Origin of the sequence: Nonomuraea sp. NPDC049695, assembly GCF_040674955.1 — a bacterium.
Taxonomy (GTDB): Bacteria; Actinomycetota; Actinomycetes; order Streptosporangiales; family Streptosporangiaceae; genus Nonomuraea; species Nonomuraea helvata.
Genome location: NZ_JBFANV010000019.1, coordinates 86,103 through 101,818, shown reverse-complemented (window position 1 = coordinate 101,818; position 15,716 = coordinate 86,103). Strand labels below are relative to the sequence as shown.

Genomic DNA, 15,716 nt, shown 5'->3' with positions numbered 1-15,716 from the left:
TCGTTGTGGCGGGAGTGACGGCTGAGGTCGAGGCGGCCGTCGCCGAGGCCTTCCATCAGGAGTGGGGCCGCATCGTCGCCACCCTCATCCGGGTGACCGGCGACTGGGATCTGGCCGAGGAGTGCGCACAGGAGGCCTTCGCGCTGGCGCTGGAGCGCTGGCCGCGCGACGGTCTCCCGAGCCGCCCCGGCGCCTGGCTCACCACGACGGCGCGCAACCGGGCCGTGGACCGGTTGCGCCGCAGGTCGATCGAGGCGGCCAAGCTGCGGGAGGTGGCCACGGCGGCGGCCGTCGAGACGTCCGGTGATGACGCCTTCGGCGCCGGCGACAGCGGCGTCCAGGACGACCGGCTACGGTTGATCTTCACCTGCTGCCACCCGGCGCTGCCGCTGGAGGCGCGGGTGGCTCTGACGCTGCGGACCCTGACCGGCATGACCACGGCCGAGATCGCCCGCGCCTTCCTGGTCACCGAGGCGACGATGGCCAAGCGCCTGGTCCGGGCCAAGGGCAAGATCAGCAATGCCGGCATCCCGTACCGGGTGCCGCCGGCCCACCTGCTGCCGGAGCGGACCGGCTCGGTGCTGGCCGTCCTGTATCTGCTGTTCAACGAGGGCTACTCCGCCAGCACGGGCAGCGACCTGGTGCGGTGGGACCTGTGCGCGGAGGCCATTCGTCTCGCCCGCCTGCTGGCGCGGCTCATGCCGGACGAGCCCGAGGCGTACGGCCTGCTCGCGCTCATGCTGCTGCACCACTCCCGCCGCGCCACCCGCGTCGACGCCGCCGGCGGCCTGGTGACCCTGGAGCGCCAGGACCGTACCCGATGGAACCGGGCCGAGATCGACGAGGGCGTCGCCGTCCTGGAGACGGCTCTCCGGCATGACAGGGCGGGACCGTACCAGTTGCAGGCCGCCATCGCCGCCTGCCATGCCACGGCCGCCGACGCGGCCGACACCGGCTGGACGCGGATCGCCGAGCTCTACCGGCAGCTGGTACGGGTCGTACCGTCGCCGATAGTACGGCTGAACCAGGCAGTCGCCGTCGCCATGGCCGACGGCCCCGCGGCGGGCCTCGAGCTGGTGGAGACCCTCCACGCCTCCGGCGAGCTGACCGGCTACCACCTGCTGCCCGCCACCCGCGCCGACCTGCTCCGCCGCCTCGACCGCCGCGCCGAGGCCGCCCGCGCCTACCGCGAGGCGCTCGACCTGGCTCCCACCGAGGCCGAGCGCCGCTACCTGGCCGACCGGCTCGCCGAGACCGTTCCCGGCGGCGAAGCCTGAGGTGACGCGCTTTTCGCCAGGGTGCTACGGAACGGCGCTCACCAGGCCGGCCGGACCTCGCTGAACAGCCGGAGCGTCACCGGCCGCAGCCGCCACCTGGGCCAGCGCAGCTGCAGCGGGGAGAACGAGGCAGCCAGAACGATCTTCAGGTACGAGTCTCCGGCACGCCCGAAGGGCACCTGGACGCAGAGCCCGGACACCCTGGTGACCGCCTCCCGACTGCCGAGTCGCAGCCGGCCGACCCCTCGCACCTCGGGTCCGCCGTCGAGGCTCACCGAGTCCCAGAAGAGGGGCTCAGGCATCCCCGGGAAGGCGAGCCGCAATCTGAAGCCCGCCAGCGATCCGGCCGGGCTCAGGTAGAAGGAGCCGTGGAAGGCACGCGTCCCGGCGCCCGTCGACAGGATCGCCTCGCTGGCGTCCATGGCGATCCGCCAGGCGCCGGGATCGGTGTAGGAAGCTGGGGCCAAGGTTCACCTCGCTGTGGAGTGCGCCGCACCTATCAGGCCCCGCCCGCTGAGACGACGCCTACTAGAGAAGACGTCATTCCTCCTTCAAGTGTGACATCTCCCCCGCCTTGGCCCGGTTGCCCCAGCCCTCCCTCGCGCAGGCACAAAAAAACGGGCCTGAGCCCGCACTGGTGCGGACCCAGACCCGTGACGCGCGTCAGGTCAGGCGGCGACGATGTTCTCCGCCTGCAGGCCCTTCTGGCCCTGGACGACGTCGAAGGACACCTTCTGGCCCTCGGTCAGCTCACGGTAGCCGCCGTTGGCGACGATGTTGGAGTAGTGGGCGAAGACGTCGGCGCCGCCGTCGTCCTGCGCGATGAAGCCGAAGCCCTTTTCGGCGTTAAACCACTTCACGGTTCCTGTAGCCATGTCGATCTCCTCAAGATACGTACGTTGATGGGCCGGAATTCACGACTCGAATCCCGTGTGTCGCCGTGTTGAGCCCATCCGGAGATGACCGGTTAAGAAAAAACGCGCCTGACGATCCTGCTCTGTCAGGCGCGCACAAAGTCTTTTATGGGTACCACAACTGCAACTCCTGTTAGTCTAGCACACGTCCCCGGTTACCCCGCCACCGGCAGGCTGCGGTCCAGACCGGTGATGCGCAGCAGCTTCGACATGAACGGGCGGGGCGAGGACAGGGCCACGGTGATGCCCATCGGCCGGGCGCGCTGCTGGATGCCGACCATGACGGCCAGGCCGGAGGCGTCGCAGAAGGACACCTCGGACAGGTCGAGGATGAGCAGGCTCGTGCTGGACTTCAGGATGTCCAGCAGGCGCGAGCGCAGCGCCGGGCTGGTGAACATGTCGAGCTCGCCGGACAGGCGGACGGTGGTCGGCGCCGACGGATCGCCTCTGCCGAGCGGGAAGGCGTCGACGACGGTCACGCGATGCTCCGATCGGCGAAGAGACGCAGCCGGTTCCCGGCGGGGCGCACCTTCCGCGTCCTGGTCGGCGACGTGTCCGCCCTCGTTCTCCCATCCGGCCAGGTCGTCGGCCTCAGGTGGGCCGGCGGGCCTGAGAGCGCCGGGCGGGCCCGCTGCCTGGTCGGGCACGGCGTCGCACGGAACGACCAGCAGCCTGACGGATCGACCTCCCTCGAGGGTCAGGACGATCAGGTGCGGATCGCCCCCGCGCAGGCAGTCCACTCGGATCTGCCGGTCACGGGCCGGGATGAGGTGCGGGATGTCGTCCCAGGCATCGGCATGCAGGCCGACGCGCACCGTGATCCGGCCCAGCCGCTGGTCGGCCGCGGCGATGAGGCCGGGCAACTCGGCTGCGGCGTCGCGGGAGTACGGCCACCACGTTCCGTCCCTGGCGCTCTGCCGGTCAAGAACGGGATCCAGCCAGAACCGGACCGTGGAGCGCGTCCCGGCGACGGCGCTCGACGGTGCGGGATGCAGTGTCGATGTCATGATCGTCGGCCTGTCTGGATCTGCACGGTCCCGATAGGGCCCAGGGCCGGGGGCGACGCCGACCTGAATGCCAACGTGCGAAAAGTCCTCGGTGTTTTCAGAATATCCCCGGATTCCGAAATCATATTCTTTCAGAAGTAAAATGCCGGTCAGCGGTGGTACGCGAGGCTGTGGACGGGGTGCTCGCCCTCCGTCTGCAGGCGGTATTCCTGTCCGGACCTGGCCCGGTTCTCCTCGATGACCCGCTCGGACGGCGCCTTGTCGCCGCCCATCAGCGCGTCCTGCATCTTCTGGAAACGCTCGTGGGCCTCCTGGACGTACCCGGTCCCCAGGGTGGTGTAGTCGATCTGGGTGGCGATCAGCTCGCGCAGGTACGCCTTGTTCGGCTCGAAGGTGACCGGGGCGGGCAGTTCGGGAGCGCACACCTGCTCGGGCTCGCGCCCGTCGTGCCGCTTGAACAGCTCGCCGGCCAGCCGCAGGTGCTCCAGCTCCATGTTGAGGTGGAGCTCCCAGATGTTCTTCACCCTGGGGTCGGACTCGGTCTCCATGAACGAGTAGTACATGTAGCACTCGTTGTACTCGTGGTTGAGCAGCATCTCCCACCAGCTCTCGCCCGGGTCCACCAGCGATTCGTAGTGGGTGACGTGCTCCTCCTCGATCAGGCCGATCTCCTGGTAGAGCTGGCGCGCGATCGGCTCCATGTACATGGGGCCGACGTTCATGTAGAAGTTCATGGTCTGCTGCTCGGCCGCCATGATCGTGAGCGCGTGCAGCTTGGAGATGGGCGCGGTGGTGCTCCGGTCGTACGGCTCGCGCACGTTGTCCACCGGGTCCCGATGATGCAGGTACGTCGGCCGCCCCGGCATCACCTCGGTCAGCCCGTCCACGATCTTCTCGGCCTTTCTGCGCTCGATCATCTCGTACAGGTTCGCGTACCGGTAGAGATGGTCGAAGTCCTCCAGCACCCCGAACTGGTAGGCCTGCTTCAGGTACCCGTCCGGCTCCATCCGCGCCACCCACGCCGTCAGGTCCACCGCCACCTGCTCATAGGCGAGCGTGGTCTCCAGCACCGACGAGACCCCCGGCAGCAGCCAGTTGACCACCTTCTGCTGCTGCGCCTCGATGTAACGCACCCGCGCCAGCTGCTGCTTGAGGTCGATGTTGGGGCAGTGGCGGGCCAGGTGGTGGCTGAAGAAGATCGCCTCCGTCTCGATCCCGTTCATCGCGATGATCCGGCACCGCGTGTACGGGTCGGCGTGGTCGGGATCGATCGGGTCGACGTTCAGCTCCCGCCAGTTACGCAGCTGATCGTCCAGCGGGATGCCCCGCTCCCGGAGTGGATTGAAGGTCATGTGAACAGCGCTCCTTCGAGGCAGGCCGACGAACGTCGGATTGCGGCCTACCCGGGGCAATCTCCGCACTACACCGCCGGAGGCCCCAGAGATGGCAATGCCCCCGAGACGGTCACCACCGCCACATCCCCACCCGTACCGGGACCCCGGGAGAGGCGTGCATGAGCGGCGGCCCGGAAGGCGCGGGCAGCCCGGCGGCCTGGAGCAGGCTCTGGTCCAGATCGGTCAGCTCGGCCCGGCGCAGCGGCCACGGCGGGTGCTCCACCGGCGCCGCCGCCAGCCGGCCGGCCACGCGGGTGAACAGCAGGAAACGGTCGGTCAGGAAGCTCGCGATCCCGTCGCGCTCCTCCCTTTCCACGGGCAGCCCCGCCTTCACGTCCGCGTCGCACCACGCCTCGCCGCGCCCCGGCCAGAGCCGGCTGCACCGGTAACGCGTGTGGGCGCCGTCGGAACGTACCGACATGTCGGACCAGAAGTACGGCAGCCAGTAGCCGGCGCGGCCTCCGAGCGCGGCGGCGAGCCGGCCGGCGTCCAGCGACAGGAACCAGATCCCGCTGCGCCCCCGGCCGTCGCGGACGTAGGTCCGCACGTTGGTCTCCGGGAACGTGGACAGCACCGGCACGGTGGGCGTGCCGGTCAGGCGTACCCCTTCCATGCGGAACGGCGTCAGCCCCACCCAGGCCGCCCCGTCGTAGGTCTCGACCGTGAGGCAGCCCGGCACCAGGCGCCGTACGAGGTCCGGCGGGTAGCGCCAATGGATGAAGGTGATGTCCGACCAGCGGTGGTACATCACCGGCCGGGCAACACGAGGAGACGGCACCCCGCATATCTGCCCGTCAACAGCATCGCCATTCCCGGGCAAAAGCGGAAAGGATTCTTCCGCAATGGGGCCTAGCGTTCTTCCCATGGCAGAGCAGAGAGAGATCCGCCCCTTCCGTATCGAGATCCCGCAGGCCGACCTGGACGACCTCCGGTCCCGGCTGGCCGCCACGCGCTGGCCGCGCTCGCCGCAGACCGCCGACTGGAGCCGCGGCGTTCCCGCCGCCCACCTGAAGCGGCTCGCCGACTACTGGGCCACCGAGTACGACTGGCGCGCGCAGGAGCGGGCGCTGAACGCGGTTCCGCAGTTCACGACCGAGATCGACGGACAGACGATCCACTTCTTCCACGCCCGCTCCCCCGAGCCGGACGCGCTCCCGCTCATCCTCACGCATGGCTGGCCGAGCTCCCCCGTGGAGTTCCTGAAGCTGATCGGCCCGCTGACCGACCCGCGCGCCCACGGCGGCGACCCGGCGGACGCCTTCCACGTGGTCGTGCCGTCGTTGCCCGGCTACGGCTTCTCGAACCCCATCGGCCAGGGCGGCTTCAACCTGTTCGGCGTGGCGCGGGCCTGGGCCGAGCTGATGAGCAGGCTCGGGTACGAGCGGTACGCGGCGCAGGGCACCGACGTCGGCACCGGGGTGATCGGGATGCTGCCGATGGTGGATCCGGGGCGCGTGGCCGGCCTGCACCTCACCGGCACCGGTGCCGCCCCGCCCTTCGGTCCCGCGCTCGAGCTCGAGGAGTTCTCGGCCGCCGACCGGGCCCGGGCGGAGCGGTTCAACAGGTTCAGGGAGGAGGGCATCGGCTACCTGCACATCCAGGCCACCCGGCCACAGACCCTGGCCTACTCGCTCAACGACTCCCCGGTCGGTCAGCTCGCCTGGATCGTGGAGAAGTTCGCCGAGTGGACCGACCCGGCCTCGGCGCTCCCCGAGGAGGCCGTCGATCTGGACCAGCTGCTCACCAACGTCAGCCTCTACTGGTTCACCGGGTCAGGGGCCTCCACCGCCCACGCGGTGTACGAGGGGATGCGGGCCTGGCGGGCCTTCGCGGCGCAGCAGGAGCCGGGCCCGCAGGCCGAGCACTCCGGCCCGCCGGTGGGGGTGGCCGTCTTCGCCGCGGACTCCACGATCCGCGCTCTCATGGACCCTAAGGGGGAGATCGGGCACTGGTCGGAGTACGACCGGGGCGGCCACTTCGCCGCGATGGAGGTTCCGGACCTGCTCGTCGACGATATCCGGACCTTCTACCGGGGCTTGCGCTGACCGGAACCTCACGCCGGGCGCCCGCCGTCACGCACGGGCAGCGCCGCTTCGAGCCGGTAGTGGCCGCCCCGGGACGTGGTCGTGAGGCGGCCGCCGCGGGCGGCGAGGCGCTCGGCGAGGTTGGCGACCCCCTGGCCGGGTTCGACGGTGCGGCCGGTGACGCCGTCGTCGGTCAGGCCGTCGTCGGTCACGCCGCCGTTGGTCACGCCGTTGTTGGTCACGCCGTCGTTGGTCAGGCGGAGGCGTACCTGGTCGTCGTCGGCTGACAGGACGATCGTCACGTGGCGTGCCTGGCTGTGCCGCAGCACGTTGGTGACGGCCTCGCGGACCACGACGGCGAGCAGGGCGTCGTCGGCGCCCTCCGGCGGGGGTCCGGTGTCGATCCGGACCGTCGCGCCGGAGGCCTCGAGGATCTCGCGCGCGGAGTCGAGCTCGGAGCGCAGCCGCAGCGCGGGCTCGCGCTCGCCGGGGATGGCACGCAGGTCGGCGAGGGCGTCGCGGGCCACGGTGACGATGCCGGCCAGCTCGGCCTCAGCACGGGCCGGGTCGCGGGCGGCCAGCTCGGCCTTCACGGTGATCGCGGACAGGCAGTAGCCGATCAGGTCGTGCACGTCCTGGGCGATCCTGCGCCGCTCCCGTGCCGCCGCCAGCCCGGCGAGCGCCAGCCGCGACTCGCGCACCTGGTAGACCAGCCGGGTCACCGCGGTCAGCCCGTAGAACATCGCCGACATGCCGCCCACCTCCAGCAGAGCGGCCGGTACGCCCGCGAGCGAGCCGTACCGGATCACGAGCACGATCGGCACGCTGCCCACCACGACCGCGTAGAGCGCCCACGCGATCCGCCACGAGGGGATCACGATCAGCAGCGCGGCGGCGGCCCACCCGACCAGCTGGTAGTACGGGCGGTGCGGCTCGAGCAGCGGCAGCCACGCGATCACCAGCTGGGCGGGCAGCGTCCAGGCGGCGTGCCGTGGCCACGTGCCGGGAGTGCGCGGCAGCGCGTGGTACGCCTGCAGGGCGACGACCGCGAGAACCGCGGCCCAGTACGCCACCCGCAGCCCGACCGGCACCTGCGCGCGGGCCACGACGATGATCGCGGCGACCGGGACCCACAGGTAGACGACGGTCAGGATGGGCACCGCGAGGCGCGGGGTCAGATCGCCGACCGGCGGCATGGGCGCCGGCTCGGGCCGCCGCCTGGCCTGCTGCGCGGCCTGCCGGGTCAGCGGCGGGATCTCCTCGGCGCGCCCGGCGGCGGCCAGCCCGATGACGCCGGACAGCACGGAGCCGAGCACGGTCTCCAGGGTGTGACCGGCCCGCTCGCGCTCCTCGGCCACCGTCCGGGCGGCCAGTTCGGCCCGGGTGGCGTGCAGCTCGTCGCGCAGGTCGCTGAGCCGGGTCAGGGCGAAGACGACCAGCCCCTGCGTGGCCGTGTTGCCGACGGCGTTGACCCAGACGTAGGGGTCGGCGCCGAGGTTCAGCAGGCCCGCGGCGGCCGCCACGCAGGCGAGGAGCACCCAGCGGAGCGGGCCGCGCGCGACCAGCAGCGCGGAGGCGGCGAAGAACGCCGAAGGGCCGCCGAACGGCACCGGCCCCGCCCAGGCGAACAGCACCGCCTGTCCCGCCACCAGCCACCAGCCCCGCAGCCGCCTGGTCCGCGGTAACGAGCACAGGACCTGCAGGCCGAGGGAGAGCAGGGCCGGCACGCCCGGCAGGCCGGCCGTCGGGGGGATCGTGAGAAGGACGAGCACCACCAGGATGATGAGCGTGGACACCCGTTCCCCACCGCGACACGATCTTCAGCGTTCCCGCCAAAGCATCCCACAGGCCGTGCCGCGCTCCCGCGTACGGGTTCAGCCGAAGACGCCTCCGACCATGCCGTAGCGGTACGCGACCACCATGAAGGCCACCGTGACGAGCGCGAACGCCGTGTACGAGATCCGTCCCGCCGGCCCCCACCACCCCTTCCACCAGGCGGCCACGGAACAGGCCGCGACCCCGCCGCTGAGGACGAACGCCGTCGAGGAGGAGATCAGGGCGACCGTGAGGAGCGGAGACCCGAGGAAGACGGCGTCGGTGGGCGCGACGGCGATCGTGGCGGCGAAGCCGTACGCGAAGACCAGGACGAGCGCGCTGGTGAGCCAGGCGAGCCACCACGCCGGCCGGTGCCGGGCCGGCCGCCGGCGGACCCTCCGTACGAGCGCCGCCACCGGCATCCCGAGCGCGGCGACCAGGAACGCGGTCAGCCCCGCGTAGACCAGCCACACATGGAGCGCGGCGCCGGAGCGCTGGAAGGTGGCCGCCTCCTCCTGGTGGCCGCCGGCGAGCAGGCCGTGGCCGTCGAAGGCGATGCGTTCCTGGCCGCCCCGCTCGGCGAACAGGCCGGGGCCGATGAGCTGCCACGTCTGGTCCGGCTTGGCGGGGTCGCGTGACAGGCCGGTCGTGGTGATCGTCCCGTCGCCCGTGGACTCCACGGTCACGGTGTTGAACAGCGTGCCGGCCCGCAGGAGGTCGCCGCGGATCCTGGTCGAGGTGTACGTGCCCGCGTACGCCGAGGTGTCCCCGCGCACCGGCCGCGGATCGTCCGCCCGGCCCGGGAAGTAGCGGTCGACGATCCGGGTGATCAGGTCGTTGGCGGCCGTCGTGGAGTCCTCGCCGTTGTAGACGACGTAGACGCCGCTCCTCTGGTCCGGCAGCAGGGCGAGGACGTGGTGGAAGCCGTTGATGTCGCCGCCCTTGGAGAAGATCCGGTGGCCGTTCCTGGACAGCTCCTCGAGGCCGTACCCCATGCCGGGGAGCCGCTCGTCCTGCGTGTAGTGGCGGCGCATCATGGTGGCGCCGATGTTCCCGCCCAGCCGGGGGTCGTCGCCGAGCAGCGCGGCCATCAGGCGGCCCATGTCGGCGGCGGTGGTGACGGGCCCGGTCCCGGAGGCGGGCGACCCGTAGTAGCGCTTGTACGGAACGTCCCCGTTGTACCCCTGGGCGAGGGTGGCGGTCAGCGGGCCGGGCAGCGGCGCGGCGAACGACGTGCCCGTCATGCCGAGCGGCGCCAGGATGTGCTGCCGTACGTACTCGGCGAACGGCTCTCCGGAGGCCACCTCCACCAGGTGGCCCGCGAGGTTGTAGGCGTAGTTGTCGTAGGCGAGCACGGTCCCCGGCGGGCGCACCCGTTCCGGCTGACCGTCCTCGACCACCTTCGCCAGAGGCGGGGCGGCGGCGGGATCGTCCCAGGACGAGCCGAGCACGTCGTCCTCGAACCCGGCCGTGTGGGTCAGCAGGTGCTCCAGGGTGACCGGCCGTCCGGGGAAGGTGTCCTTGATCTTGAAGCTCTTCAGGTACGTGTTGACGTCGGCGTGCAGGTCGAGCCTGCCCTGCTCGACCAGCTGGAGCGCGGCGATCGCGGTGAACGTCTTGGCCGTCGAGGCCGTGAAGAACCCCGTGCGGGCCGCGTCGACCGGGACGCGGTTCGCCAGGTCGGCGTAGCCGTATCCCTTGGCGAACACCTGCCGCCCGCCCGACACCACCGAGACCGCCGCGCCGGGGATCCCGTGCTCGGCGAGCTGCGCCGGCACCACCTCGTCGACCAGCGTCCCGACGCCTTCGAGGTCCGTGGCGGCGGCGGCCGTACCGCGGAGGCCGGACACCAGCAGCGCGGTCGTCAGGCCGAGGAACAGGGCTCTCTTCATACCTCCAAGATCGCGAGGCCGGACGGTCACGGACCAGTGCCTGGCACCTCGATCCGGTGTGTGAAATACACGAACCGGACACCGGAAATATCATGGTCCTTTCTGCTTCGGGGGGAGTCGAGGGTGATCCGGGTGCTGCTGGCCGAGGACATGCACCTCATCCGGGGCGCGCTGGCCTCGCTCCTGCGGCTGGAGCCCGACATCGAGGTCGTCGCCGAGGTGCCGTCCGGGGACGGGGTGGTGCCCGCGGCCCTGGAGCACCGGCCCGACGTCGCGGTGCTGGACGTGCAGATGCCCGTCATGGACGGGATCGAGGCCGCCGCCGAGCTCGGGAAACGGCTCCCCGGCTGCCGGGTGCTCATGCTCACCCAGCTGGGCCGCCCCGAGGTCCTGCGCAGGGCGCTCGCGGCCCGGGTCGGGGGCTTCATGCTGAAGGACGCTCCGCCCGCCGACCTCGCCGCGGCCGTGCGCCGCGTCCACGCCGGTGAGGCGGTGATCGATCCCGCCCTCGCCGCGGCGACCATCACGGCCAGGGAGAGCCCGCTGTCACCGCGCGAGGTGGACGTGCTGCGCCTGGCCGCCGGGGGCGACGACCTCGCGGAGATCGCGGCCGCGCTCCACCTGACGAAGGGCACCGTCCGCAACTACCTGGGGGCGATCGTCACCAAGCTCGACGCCCGCAACCGGCTGGACGCCGTCCGGATCGCCACCGAAGCCGGCTGGCTCTGAACATTTCGCAAAAGTCCGAAGAATGGCGGTATGAGCGGCGATCAGGGCTAGCCTGCCGTTCCATGATGTACGGCCCCCAACAGCCACCGTTCCACCCCTCGTATCCCCCGCACCAGCCGCCGCCCGCCTCCGCGCCGCCTCCCGTGGTGATCGACGTCGGCGGTGACGCCAAGGTGAAGGCGCTGATCGGCGGGTCCGTCGCGGGGGTCATCGGCCTCATCGCGATCTTCTCCGCGTTCACCGGGCAGACGACGGGCGGCTCGGGCTCCGCGGTCGTGGTGCTGATCCTCGGGCTGGTCTTCCTGTTCATCGGGCTGCTGCCGATCATCGCCTGGCGCAAGATCAGCCGGCCGCGCCGGCTCGTCTTCGACGGCTTCGGCGTGCGCTGGGACGACCCTCAGGGCAGGCCGTGGGCCGTTGCGTGGAACGAGCTGTCCGGGGTGGGCATCTCGCGTACGCAGCAGCGCCGGGTCAAACTGGCCGACCACCTGATCCGCAGGACGATGGTCCGCCTCGACCTCTTCCCCGCCGACCAGGGCTTCCGCACGCGCCATCCGGACATGGAGCACCTGTGGGAGTTCCACACGGTCAAGAACGGCTACCGGCTCCCGCTGGGCTCGAATCCCAAGTACATCCCGGTCATCGAGCACGCGATGCGCCAGTACCGCCCGGCCGTCTACCTGGGCATCCGCGACGAAGGCTTCATGGTGGGCCTGGTCTGAGCCCCGGCCCGCCGCCTCGTCAGCCGAAGTCGATGAAGACGGTCTCCTTCTCGCCCTGCAGGTGGATGTCGAACCGGTAGACGCCCTCGCGCTCCTCCACCGGCACCAGCGTCCGCCTGCGCTCCGGGGGCAGCGAGTCGAGGAAGGCGTCCTGGCCGAAGTAGATGCGGGTGTAGAGGTGGTGGAGCAGGCCGCGGGCGAACACGCAGACGCTGATGTACCCGGTGCCCGGCGGCAGCGTGCGCAGGGTCCAGCGGCCGTCGCCGTCGGTGGGCACCCGGCCGAAACCGGTGAAGTCGACGCCGTGCCTGCCGAGCGGCGTGCCGCTCACCGGGTCGCGCCGCAGCGTGCCCGGCGCCCCCCGCAGGCTGCCGGACGGGTCGGCCTGCCAGAACTCCAGCAGCGCGTCGGGCACCGGCTCGCCCGCGCCGTCGTACACGTAGCCGTGGACAGTGATGCCCCCGTCGGCGATGTCGCCCCCGCGGGGGATCGGGAGCGCGAAGCCGTAGAACGGGCCCACGGTCTGGGAGGGGGTGGGGTTCATCGGCCCTCCTCCATCCAGGTCGCGGCGGGACCGTCCAGCACGATGTCCCACCGGTAGCCGAGTGTCCACTCCGGCACGGACAGGCCGTGGTCGTAGGCGCAGACCAGCCGCTGCCTGGCCCGCTCGTCGGTGACGGAGTTGAGCACGGGGTCGTACGGGAACAGCGGATCGTTCGGGAAGTACATCTGCGTCACCAGCCGCTGCGTGAAGGCCGTGCCGAACACGGAGAAGTGGATGTGCGCGGGCCGCCAGGCGTTGACGTGGTTGCGCCACGGGTAGGCGCCGGGCTTGATCGTGGTGAACGTGTAGCGGCCCTCGTCGTCGGTCAGGCAGCGGCCCACGCCGGTGAAGTTGGGGTCGAGCGGCGCGGGATGGTCGTCACGCTGGTGCAGGTAGCGGCCGGAGGCGTTGGCCTGCCAGATCTCCACCAGCTGGCCGCGCACCGGGCGGCCGTCGCGGTCCAGCACCCGCCCCTGCACGGTGATCCGCTCCCCCAGCGGCTCGCCGAGGTGCTGCCTGGTCAGGTCCGAGTCGAACGGGCTGACGTCGGCGACGCCGAAGACCGGCCCGGTCAGCTCGGCCGCCTCCGGGTCCTTCAGCGCGACGAGCGGCTGCTTGGGGTGGCGCAGCACGCTGCTGCGGTAGGGGGCGAAGTCCCGATCGGGGTGGTCGGCCGCCGCTCCGCCGCGGGCCGCGTGCACCTCGGCGATCTCGCGGTCGATGTCGGCTTGGGTGAGGGGCAAGGTCATGTACGGCTACCTTTCCAGGACTTCCAGGACGACGACCGGGCTCATGTGCGGCTACCGTTCCAGGACGACGGCCAGGCCCTGGCCGACGCCGATGCAGAGGGACGCGAGCCCGGTGCCGGAGCCGGCGGCGGCGAGCCGGTGGGCCACGGCGCCGGTGATGCGGGCGCCGGAGGCGCCGAGCGGATGGCCCAGGGCGATGGCGCCGCCGTCGGGGTTGACGATGGCGGGATCGAGCTCGGGCAGCTCGGCCAGGCAGCCGAGCACCTGCGCGGCGAACGCCTCGTTCAGCTCGACGGTCCCGAGGTCGCCGAACCCCTTGCCCGCCTTGGCCAGGGCCTTCCGCGACGCCTCGACCGGGCCGAGCCCGAAGTAGCGGGGCTCGAGCGCGCTCGCGGCGCTCGCGGTGATCCGCGCGAGCGGCTCGCGGCCGCGCAGCCCGGCCTCGTCGGTCAGCAGCAGCGCCGCCGCGCCGTCGTTGAGCGGCGAGGCGTTGCCCGCGGTGACGGTGCCGTCCGCGCGGAAGACGGGTTTGAGCCGGGCGAGCTTGTCCAGGCCGGTGTCCTCGCGGATGCCCTCGTCCCTGGTCAGGCCGGCGATGGGAGCGATCTCGCGCTCGAACGACGCCTTGGCCGCCTTCTGGTGGCTGCCCAGCGCGTACGCGTCCTGCTCCGCCCTGGCGATGCCGTGCCTGTCGGCGATCAGCTCGGCGCCCTCGCCCAGGGGCACGGTGTGCTCGGCGGGCATCTTCGGGTTGACCAGCCGCCAGCCGAGCGTCGTGGAGACCAGCTCCTGCCCGCCCGCGGGGAAGGCCCTGTCCGGCTTGGGCAGCACCCACGGGGCCCGCGTCATCGACTCCACGCCGCCGGCGATCACGGTGGAGGCGTCGCCGAGGGCGATCATCCGGTACGCCTGGATGACGGCCTCCATGCCGGACCCGCACAGCCGGTTCACGGTCGCGCCCGGCGTGGTCACGGGCAGCCCGGCAAGGAGCGCGGCCATGCGGGCGACGTTGCGGTTCTCCTCGCCCGCCCCGTTGGCGTTGCCGAGGATCACCTCGTCGGGGGCCTCGACGTCGTTGCGCTCGGCGATGGCCCTGACGACGTGCGCGGCCAGGTCGTCGGGCCGGATCCCGGCCAGCGCCCCGCCATGGCGGCCGAACGGCGTGCGGACCGCGTCCACGACGTACACGGTCTTCATGCGAGAACCTCCGTCTCCGTACGGTCGCGCAGCTCGGCCACGCTCACCCCGGGCGCGGTCTCCACCAGCCTCAGCCCGTCGCCGGTGACGTCCAGCACGCCGAGGTCGGTGATGATCCGGTGTACGCACCCCTTCCCCGTGAGCGGCAGCGAGCACTCCTCGACGATCTTCGGCGTGCCGTCCTTGGCGGTGTGCTCCATGATCACGACGACCCGCCGCGCGCCGTGGACCAGGTCCATCGCCCCGCCCATGCCCTTGACCAGCTTGCCGGGGACCATCCAGTTGGCCAGGTCGCCGCGTGCGGAGACCTGCATCGCGCCCAGCACCGCCACGTCGATGTGCCCGCCGCGGATCATCCCGAACGACAGCGACGAGTCGAAGAACGCCGCGCCGGGGAGCACGGTGACCGTCTCCTTGCCCGCGTTGATCAGGTCGGGGTCCAGCGCGTCGGGGGCCGGGTAGGGGCCGACGCCGAGGACGCCGTTCTCCGAGTGCAGGATCACGTCCACGTCCGGCGGCAGGAACGACGGGATGCGGGTGGGCAGACCGATGCCGAGGTTGACGTAGTCGCCGTCGCGCAGCTCGGCGGCGGCCCGCGCGACCATCTCGTCCCTGGTCCAGCTCACGAGGTGGTCCTCCGCTCGATGCCCTTGTCGGCCGCCTGCTCGGGGGTGAGGACGAGGACCCGCTGGACGAACACGCCGGGCAGGTGGACCTCGTCCGGTTCCAGCTCGGTCAGCTCCTCGACCTCGGCGATCGTGACCCGCCCGGCCATCGCGGCGAGGGGGTTGAAGTTGCGTGCGGCCTTGTTGAAGACGAGGTTGCCGTACCGGTCACCCTTGGCCGCCCTGACCAGCGCGAAGTCGGTGGTGATGCTGCGCTCCAGCACGTACTGGCGGCCGTCGAACTCGCGGACCTCCTTCGGCGGGGAGGCCGCCGCGACCGTGCCGTCCGGGTGGTGGCGCAGCGGCAGGCCGCCGTCGGCGACCGGCGTGCCGACCCCGGCGGGGGTGTAGAAGGCGGGGATGCCGGCGCCGCCCGCGCGCAGCCGCTCGGCCAGGCTGCCCTGCGGGGTCAGCTCGACCTCCAGCTCCCCTGCCAGGTACTGCCGGGCGAACTCCTTGTTGTCGCCGATGTACGAGGCGGTCACGCGGGCGATGCGCCCGGCCGCCAGCAGGACCCCCAGGCCGCCGCCGTCCACTCCGCAGTTGTTCGACACCACGCCGATGCCGGTCACGCCGGTGTGGTGAAGAGCCTGGATCAGCACGTTGGGGATGCCGCTGAGGCCGAAGCCGCCGACCGCGAACGACGCGCCGTCGCGCACGCCCGCCAGTGCCTCCTCGGTGGTCGCGACCACCTTGTCTCTCCGCACGACGCTCCATTCACCCGGGAGTGTTCGCATAGTGAATATTAGTTCACTATTGTGCTGTCGAGTATGCGTACGGGACCGCG

16 protein-coding genes are annotated in these 15,716 nt (G+C 71.5%); 4 read left to right on the top strand and 12 right to left on the bottom strand.

Translation table 11 applies throughout. The features are described from left to right. Positions 1–5: 5 nt before the first annotated feature. The gene (locus AB0J64_RS19090) at positions 6–1,277 is read left to right on the top strand and encodes an RNA polymerase sigma factor (protein WP_364028360.1); all 1,272 of its coding nucleotides are present in this window, start codon (positions 6–8) and stop codon (positions 1,275–1,277) included. Positions 1,278–1,315: 38 nt separating this feature from the next. Here AB0J64_RS19090 and AB0J64_RS19085 read toward each other — a convergent pair whose 3' ends face one another. From AB0J64_RS19085 to AB0J64_RS19065, 5 genes are all read right to left on the bottom strand, one after another. Beyond that, on the bottom strand, positions 1,316–1,744 hold the full coding sequence (locus AB0J64_RS19085) for a hypothetical protein (protein ID WP_364028358.1): 429 nt from the start codon (positions 1,742–1,744) through the stop codon (positions 1,316–1,318). Between the two features lie 201 nt (positions 1,745–1,945). Beyond that, the gene (locus AB0J64_RS19080; protein ID WP_344984526.1) at positions 1,946–2,152 is read right to left on the bottom strand and encodes a cold-shock protein; all 207 of its coding nucleotides are present in this window, start codon (positions 2,150–2,152) and stop codon (positions 1,946–1,948) included. 194 nt (positions 2,153–2,346) lie between these two features. Further along, positions 2,347–3,198 carry an STAS domain-containing protein gene (locus tag AB0J64_RS19075; protein WP_364028356.1) on the bottom strand — a complete coding sequence of 284 codons (852 nt, stop codon included), beginning with the start codon at positions 3,196–3,198 and terminating at the stop codon, positions 2,347–2,349. Positions 3,199–3,347: 149 nt separating this feature from the next. Continuing rightward, entirely contained in the window at positions 3,348–4,550 is a 1,203-nt protein-coding gene (locus tag AB0J64_RS19070; protein ID WP_364028354.1) for a hypothetical protein, read from the bottom strand. Positions 4,551–4,662: 112 nt separating this feature from the next. Beyond that, entirely contained in the window at positions 4,663–5,340 is a 678-nt protein-coding gene (locus tag AB0J64_RS19065; RefSeq protein ID WP_364028433.1) for a DUF2071 domain-containing protein, read from the bottom strand. 115 nt (positions 5,341–5,455) lie between these two features. Here AB0J64_RS19065 and AB0J64_RS19060 point away from each other — a divergent pair, with 115 nt between their 5' ends. Beyond that, the gene (locus AB0J64_RS19060) at positions 5,456–6,637 is read left to right on the top strand and encodes an epoxide hydrolase (protein WP_364028352.1); all 1,182 of its coding nucleotides are present in this window, start codon (positions 5,456–5,458) and stop codon (positions 6,635–6,637) included. A gap of 8 nt (positions 6,638–6,645) precedes the next feature. On the opposite strand, the gene AB0J64_RS19055 is transcribed toward AB0J64_RS19060, so the two are convergent. Further along, entirely contained in the window at positions 6,646–8,412 is a 1,767-nt protein-coding gene (locus AB0J64_RS19055; RefSeq protein WP_364028350.1) for a histidine kinase, read from the bottom strand. A 78-nt stretch (positions 8,413–8,490) separates the two neighbouring features. Next, on the bottom strand, positions 8,491–10,323 hold the full coding sequence (locus AB0J64_RS19050) for a serine hydrolase domain-containing protein (RefSeq protein ID WP_364028348.1): 1,833 nt from the start codon (positions 10,321–10,323) through the stop codon (positions 8,491–8,493). Between the two features lie 123 nt (positions 10,324–10,446). On the opposite strand from AB0J64_RS19050, the gene AB0J64_RS19045 reads away from it, so the two are divergent. Further along, on the top strand, positions 10,447–11,052 hold the full coding sequence (locus AB0J64_RS19045; protein ID WP_364028346.1) for a response regulator transcription factor: 606 nt from the start codon (positions 10,447–10,449) through the stop codon (positions 11,050–11,052). Between the two features lie 62 nt (positions 11,053–11,114). Beyond that, on the top strand, positions 11,115–11,774 hold the full coding sequence (locus AB0J64_RS19040) for a hypothetical protein (RefSeq protein ID WP_364028344.1): 660 nt from the start codon (positions 11,115–11,117) through the stop codon (positions 11,772–11,774). A gap of 19 nt (positions 11,775–11,793) precedes the next feature. Here AB0J64_RS19040 and pcaG read toward each other — a convergent pair whose 3' ends face one another. Genes pcaG through AB0J64_RS19015 form a run of 5 tightly spaced genes read right to left on the bottom strand, consistent with a single transcriptional unit; the run spans position 11,794 to position 15,636 of the window. After that, positions 11,794–12,318, bottom strand: a complete 525-nt coding sequence (pcaG, locus tag AB0J64_RS19035; protein ID WP_364028343.1) for a protocatechuate 3,4-dioxygenase subunit alpha — start codon at positions 12,316–12,318, stop codon at positions 11,794–11,796. Further along, a complete protein-coding gene (pcaH, locus tag AB0J64_RS19030) occupies positions 12,315–13,067 on the bottom strand; it encodes a protocatechuate 3,4-dioxygenase subunit beta (RefSeq protein WP_364028341.1) in 753 nt (250 codons plus the stop codon). Before pcaH ends, pcaG begins: the two co-directional genes overlap by 4 nt. 51 nt (positions 13,068–13,118) lie before the next feature. Beyond that, positions 13,119–14,264, bottom strand: coding sequence for a thiolase family protein (locus AB0J64_RS19025; protein WP_364028339.1), 1,146 nt, complete (start codon positions 14,262–14,264; stop codon positions 13,119–13,121). Further along, the gene (locus tag AB0J64_RS19020; RefSeq protein ID WP_364028337.1) at positions 14,261–14,890 is read right to left on the bottom strand and encodes a CoA transferase subunit B; all 630 of its coding nucleotides are present in this window, start codon (positions 14,888–14,890) and stop codon (positions 14,261–14,263) included. The genes AB0J64_RS19025 and AB0J64_RS19020 overlap by 4 nt, the downstream gene beginning before the upstream one ends. Further along, the gene (locus AB0J64_RS19015) at positions 14,887–15,636 is read right to left on the bottom strand and encodes a CoA transferase subunit A (protein WP_364028335.1); all 750 of its coding nucleotides are present in this window, start codon (positions 15,634–15,636) and stop codon (positions 14,887–14,889) included. Before AB0J64_RS19015 ends, AB0J64_RS19020 begins: the two co-directional genes overlap by 4 nt. Positions 15,637–15,716: the final 80 nt, after the last annotated feature.

Bases quoted from the DNA above. Each gene is read 5' to 3' on its own strand.
- AB0J64_RS19060 (WP_364028352.1), top strand. From the start codon at position 5,456: ATGGCAGAGCAGAGAGAGATCCGCCCCTTCCGTATCGAGATCCCGCAG.
- AB0J64_RS19070 (WP_364028354.1), bottom strand. From the start codon at position 4,550: ATGACCTTCAATCCACTCCGGGAGCGGGGCATCCCGCTGGACGATCAG.
- pcaG (WP_364028343.1), bottom strand. From the start codon at position 12,318: ATGAACCCCACCCCCTCCCAGACCGTGGGCCCGTTCTACGGCTTCGCG.
- AB0J64_RS19075 (WP_364028356.1), bottom strand. From the start codon at position 3,198: ATGACATCGACACTGCATCCCGCACCGTCGAGCGCCGTCGCCGGGACG.
- AB0J64_RS19025 (WP_364028339.1), bottom strand. From the start codon at position 14,264: ATGAAGACCGTGTACGTCGTGGACGCGGTCCGCACGCCGTTCGGCCGC.
- AB0J64_RS19040 (WP_364028344.1), top strand. From the start codon at position 11,115: ATGATGTACGGCCCCCAACAGCCACCGTTCCACCCCTCGTATCCCCCG.
- AB0J64_RS19080 (WP_344984526.1), bottom strand. From the start codon at position 2,152: ATGGCTACAGGAACCGTGAAGTGGTTTAACGCCGAAAAGGGCTTCGGC.
- AB0J64_RS19065 (WP_364028433.1), bottom strand. From the start codon at position 5,340: ATGTACCACCGCTGGTCGGACATCACCTTCATCCATTGGCGCTACCCG.
- pcaH (WP_364028341.1), bottom strand. From the start codon at position 13,067: ATGACCTTGCCCCTCACCCAAGCCGACATCGACCGCGAGATCGCCGAG.
- AB0J64_RS19050 (WP_364028348.1), bottom strand. From the start codon at position 10,323: ATGAAGAGAGCCCTGTTCCTCGGCCTGACGACCGCGCTGCTGGTGTCC.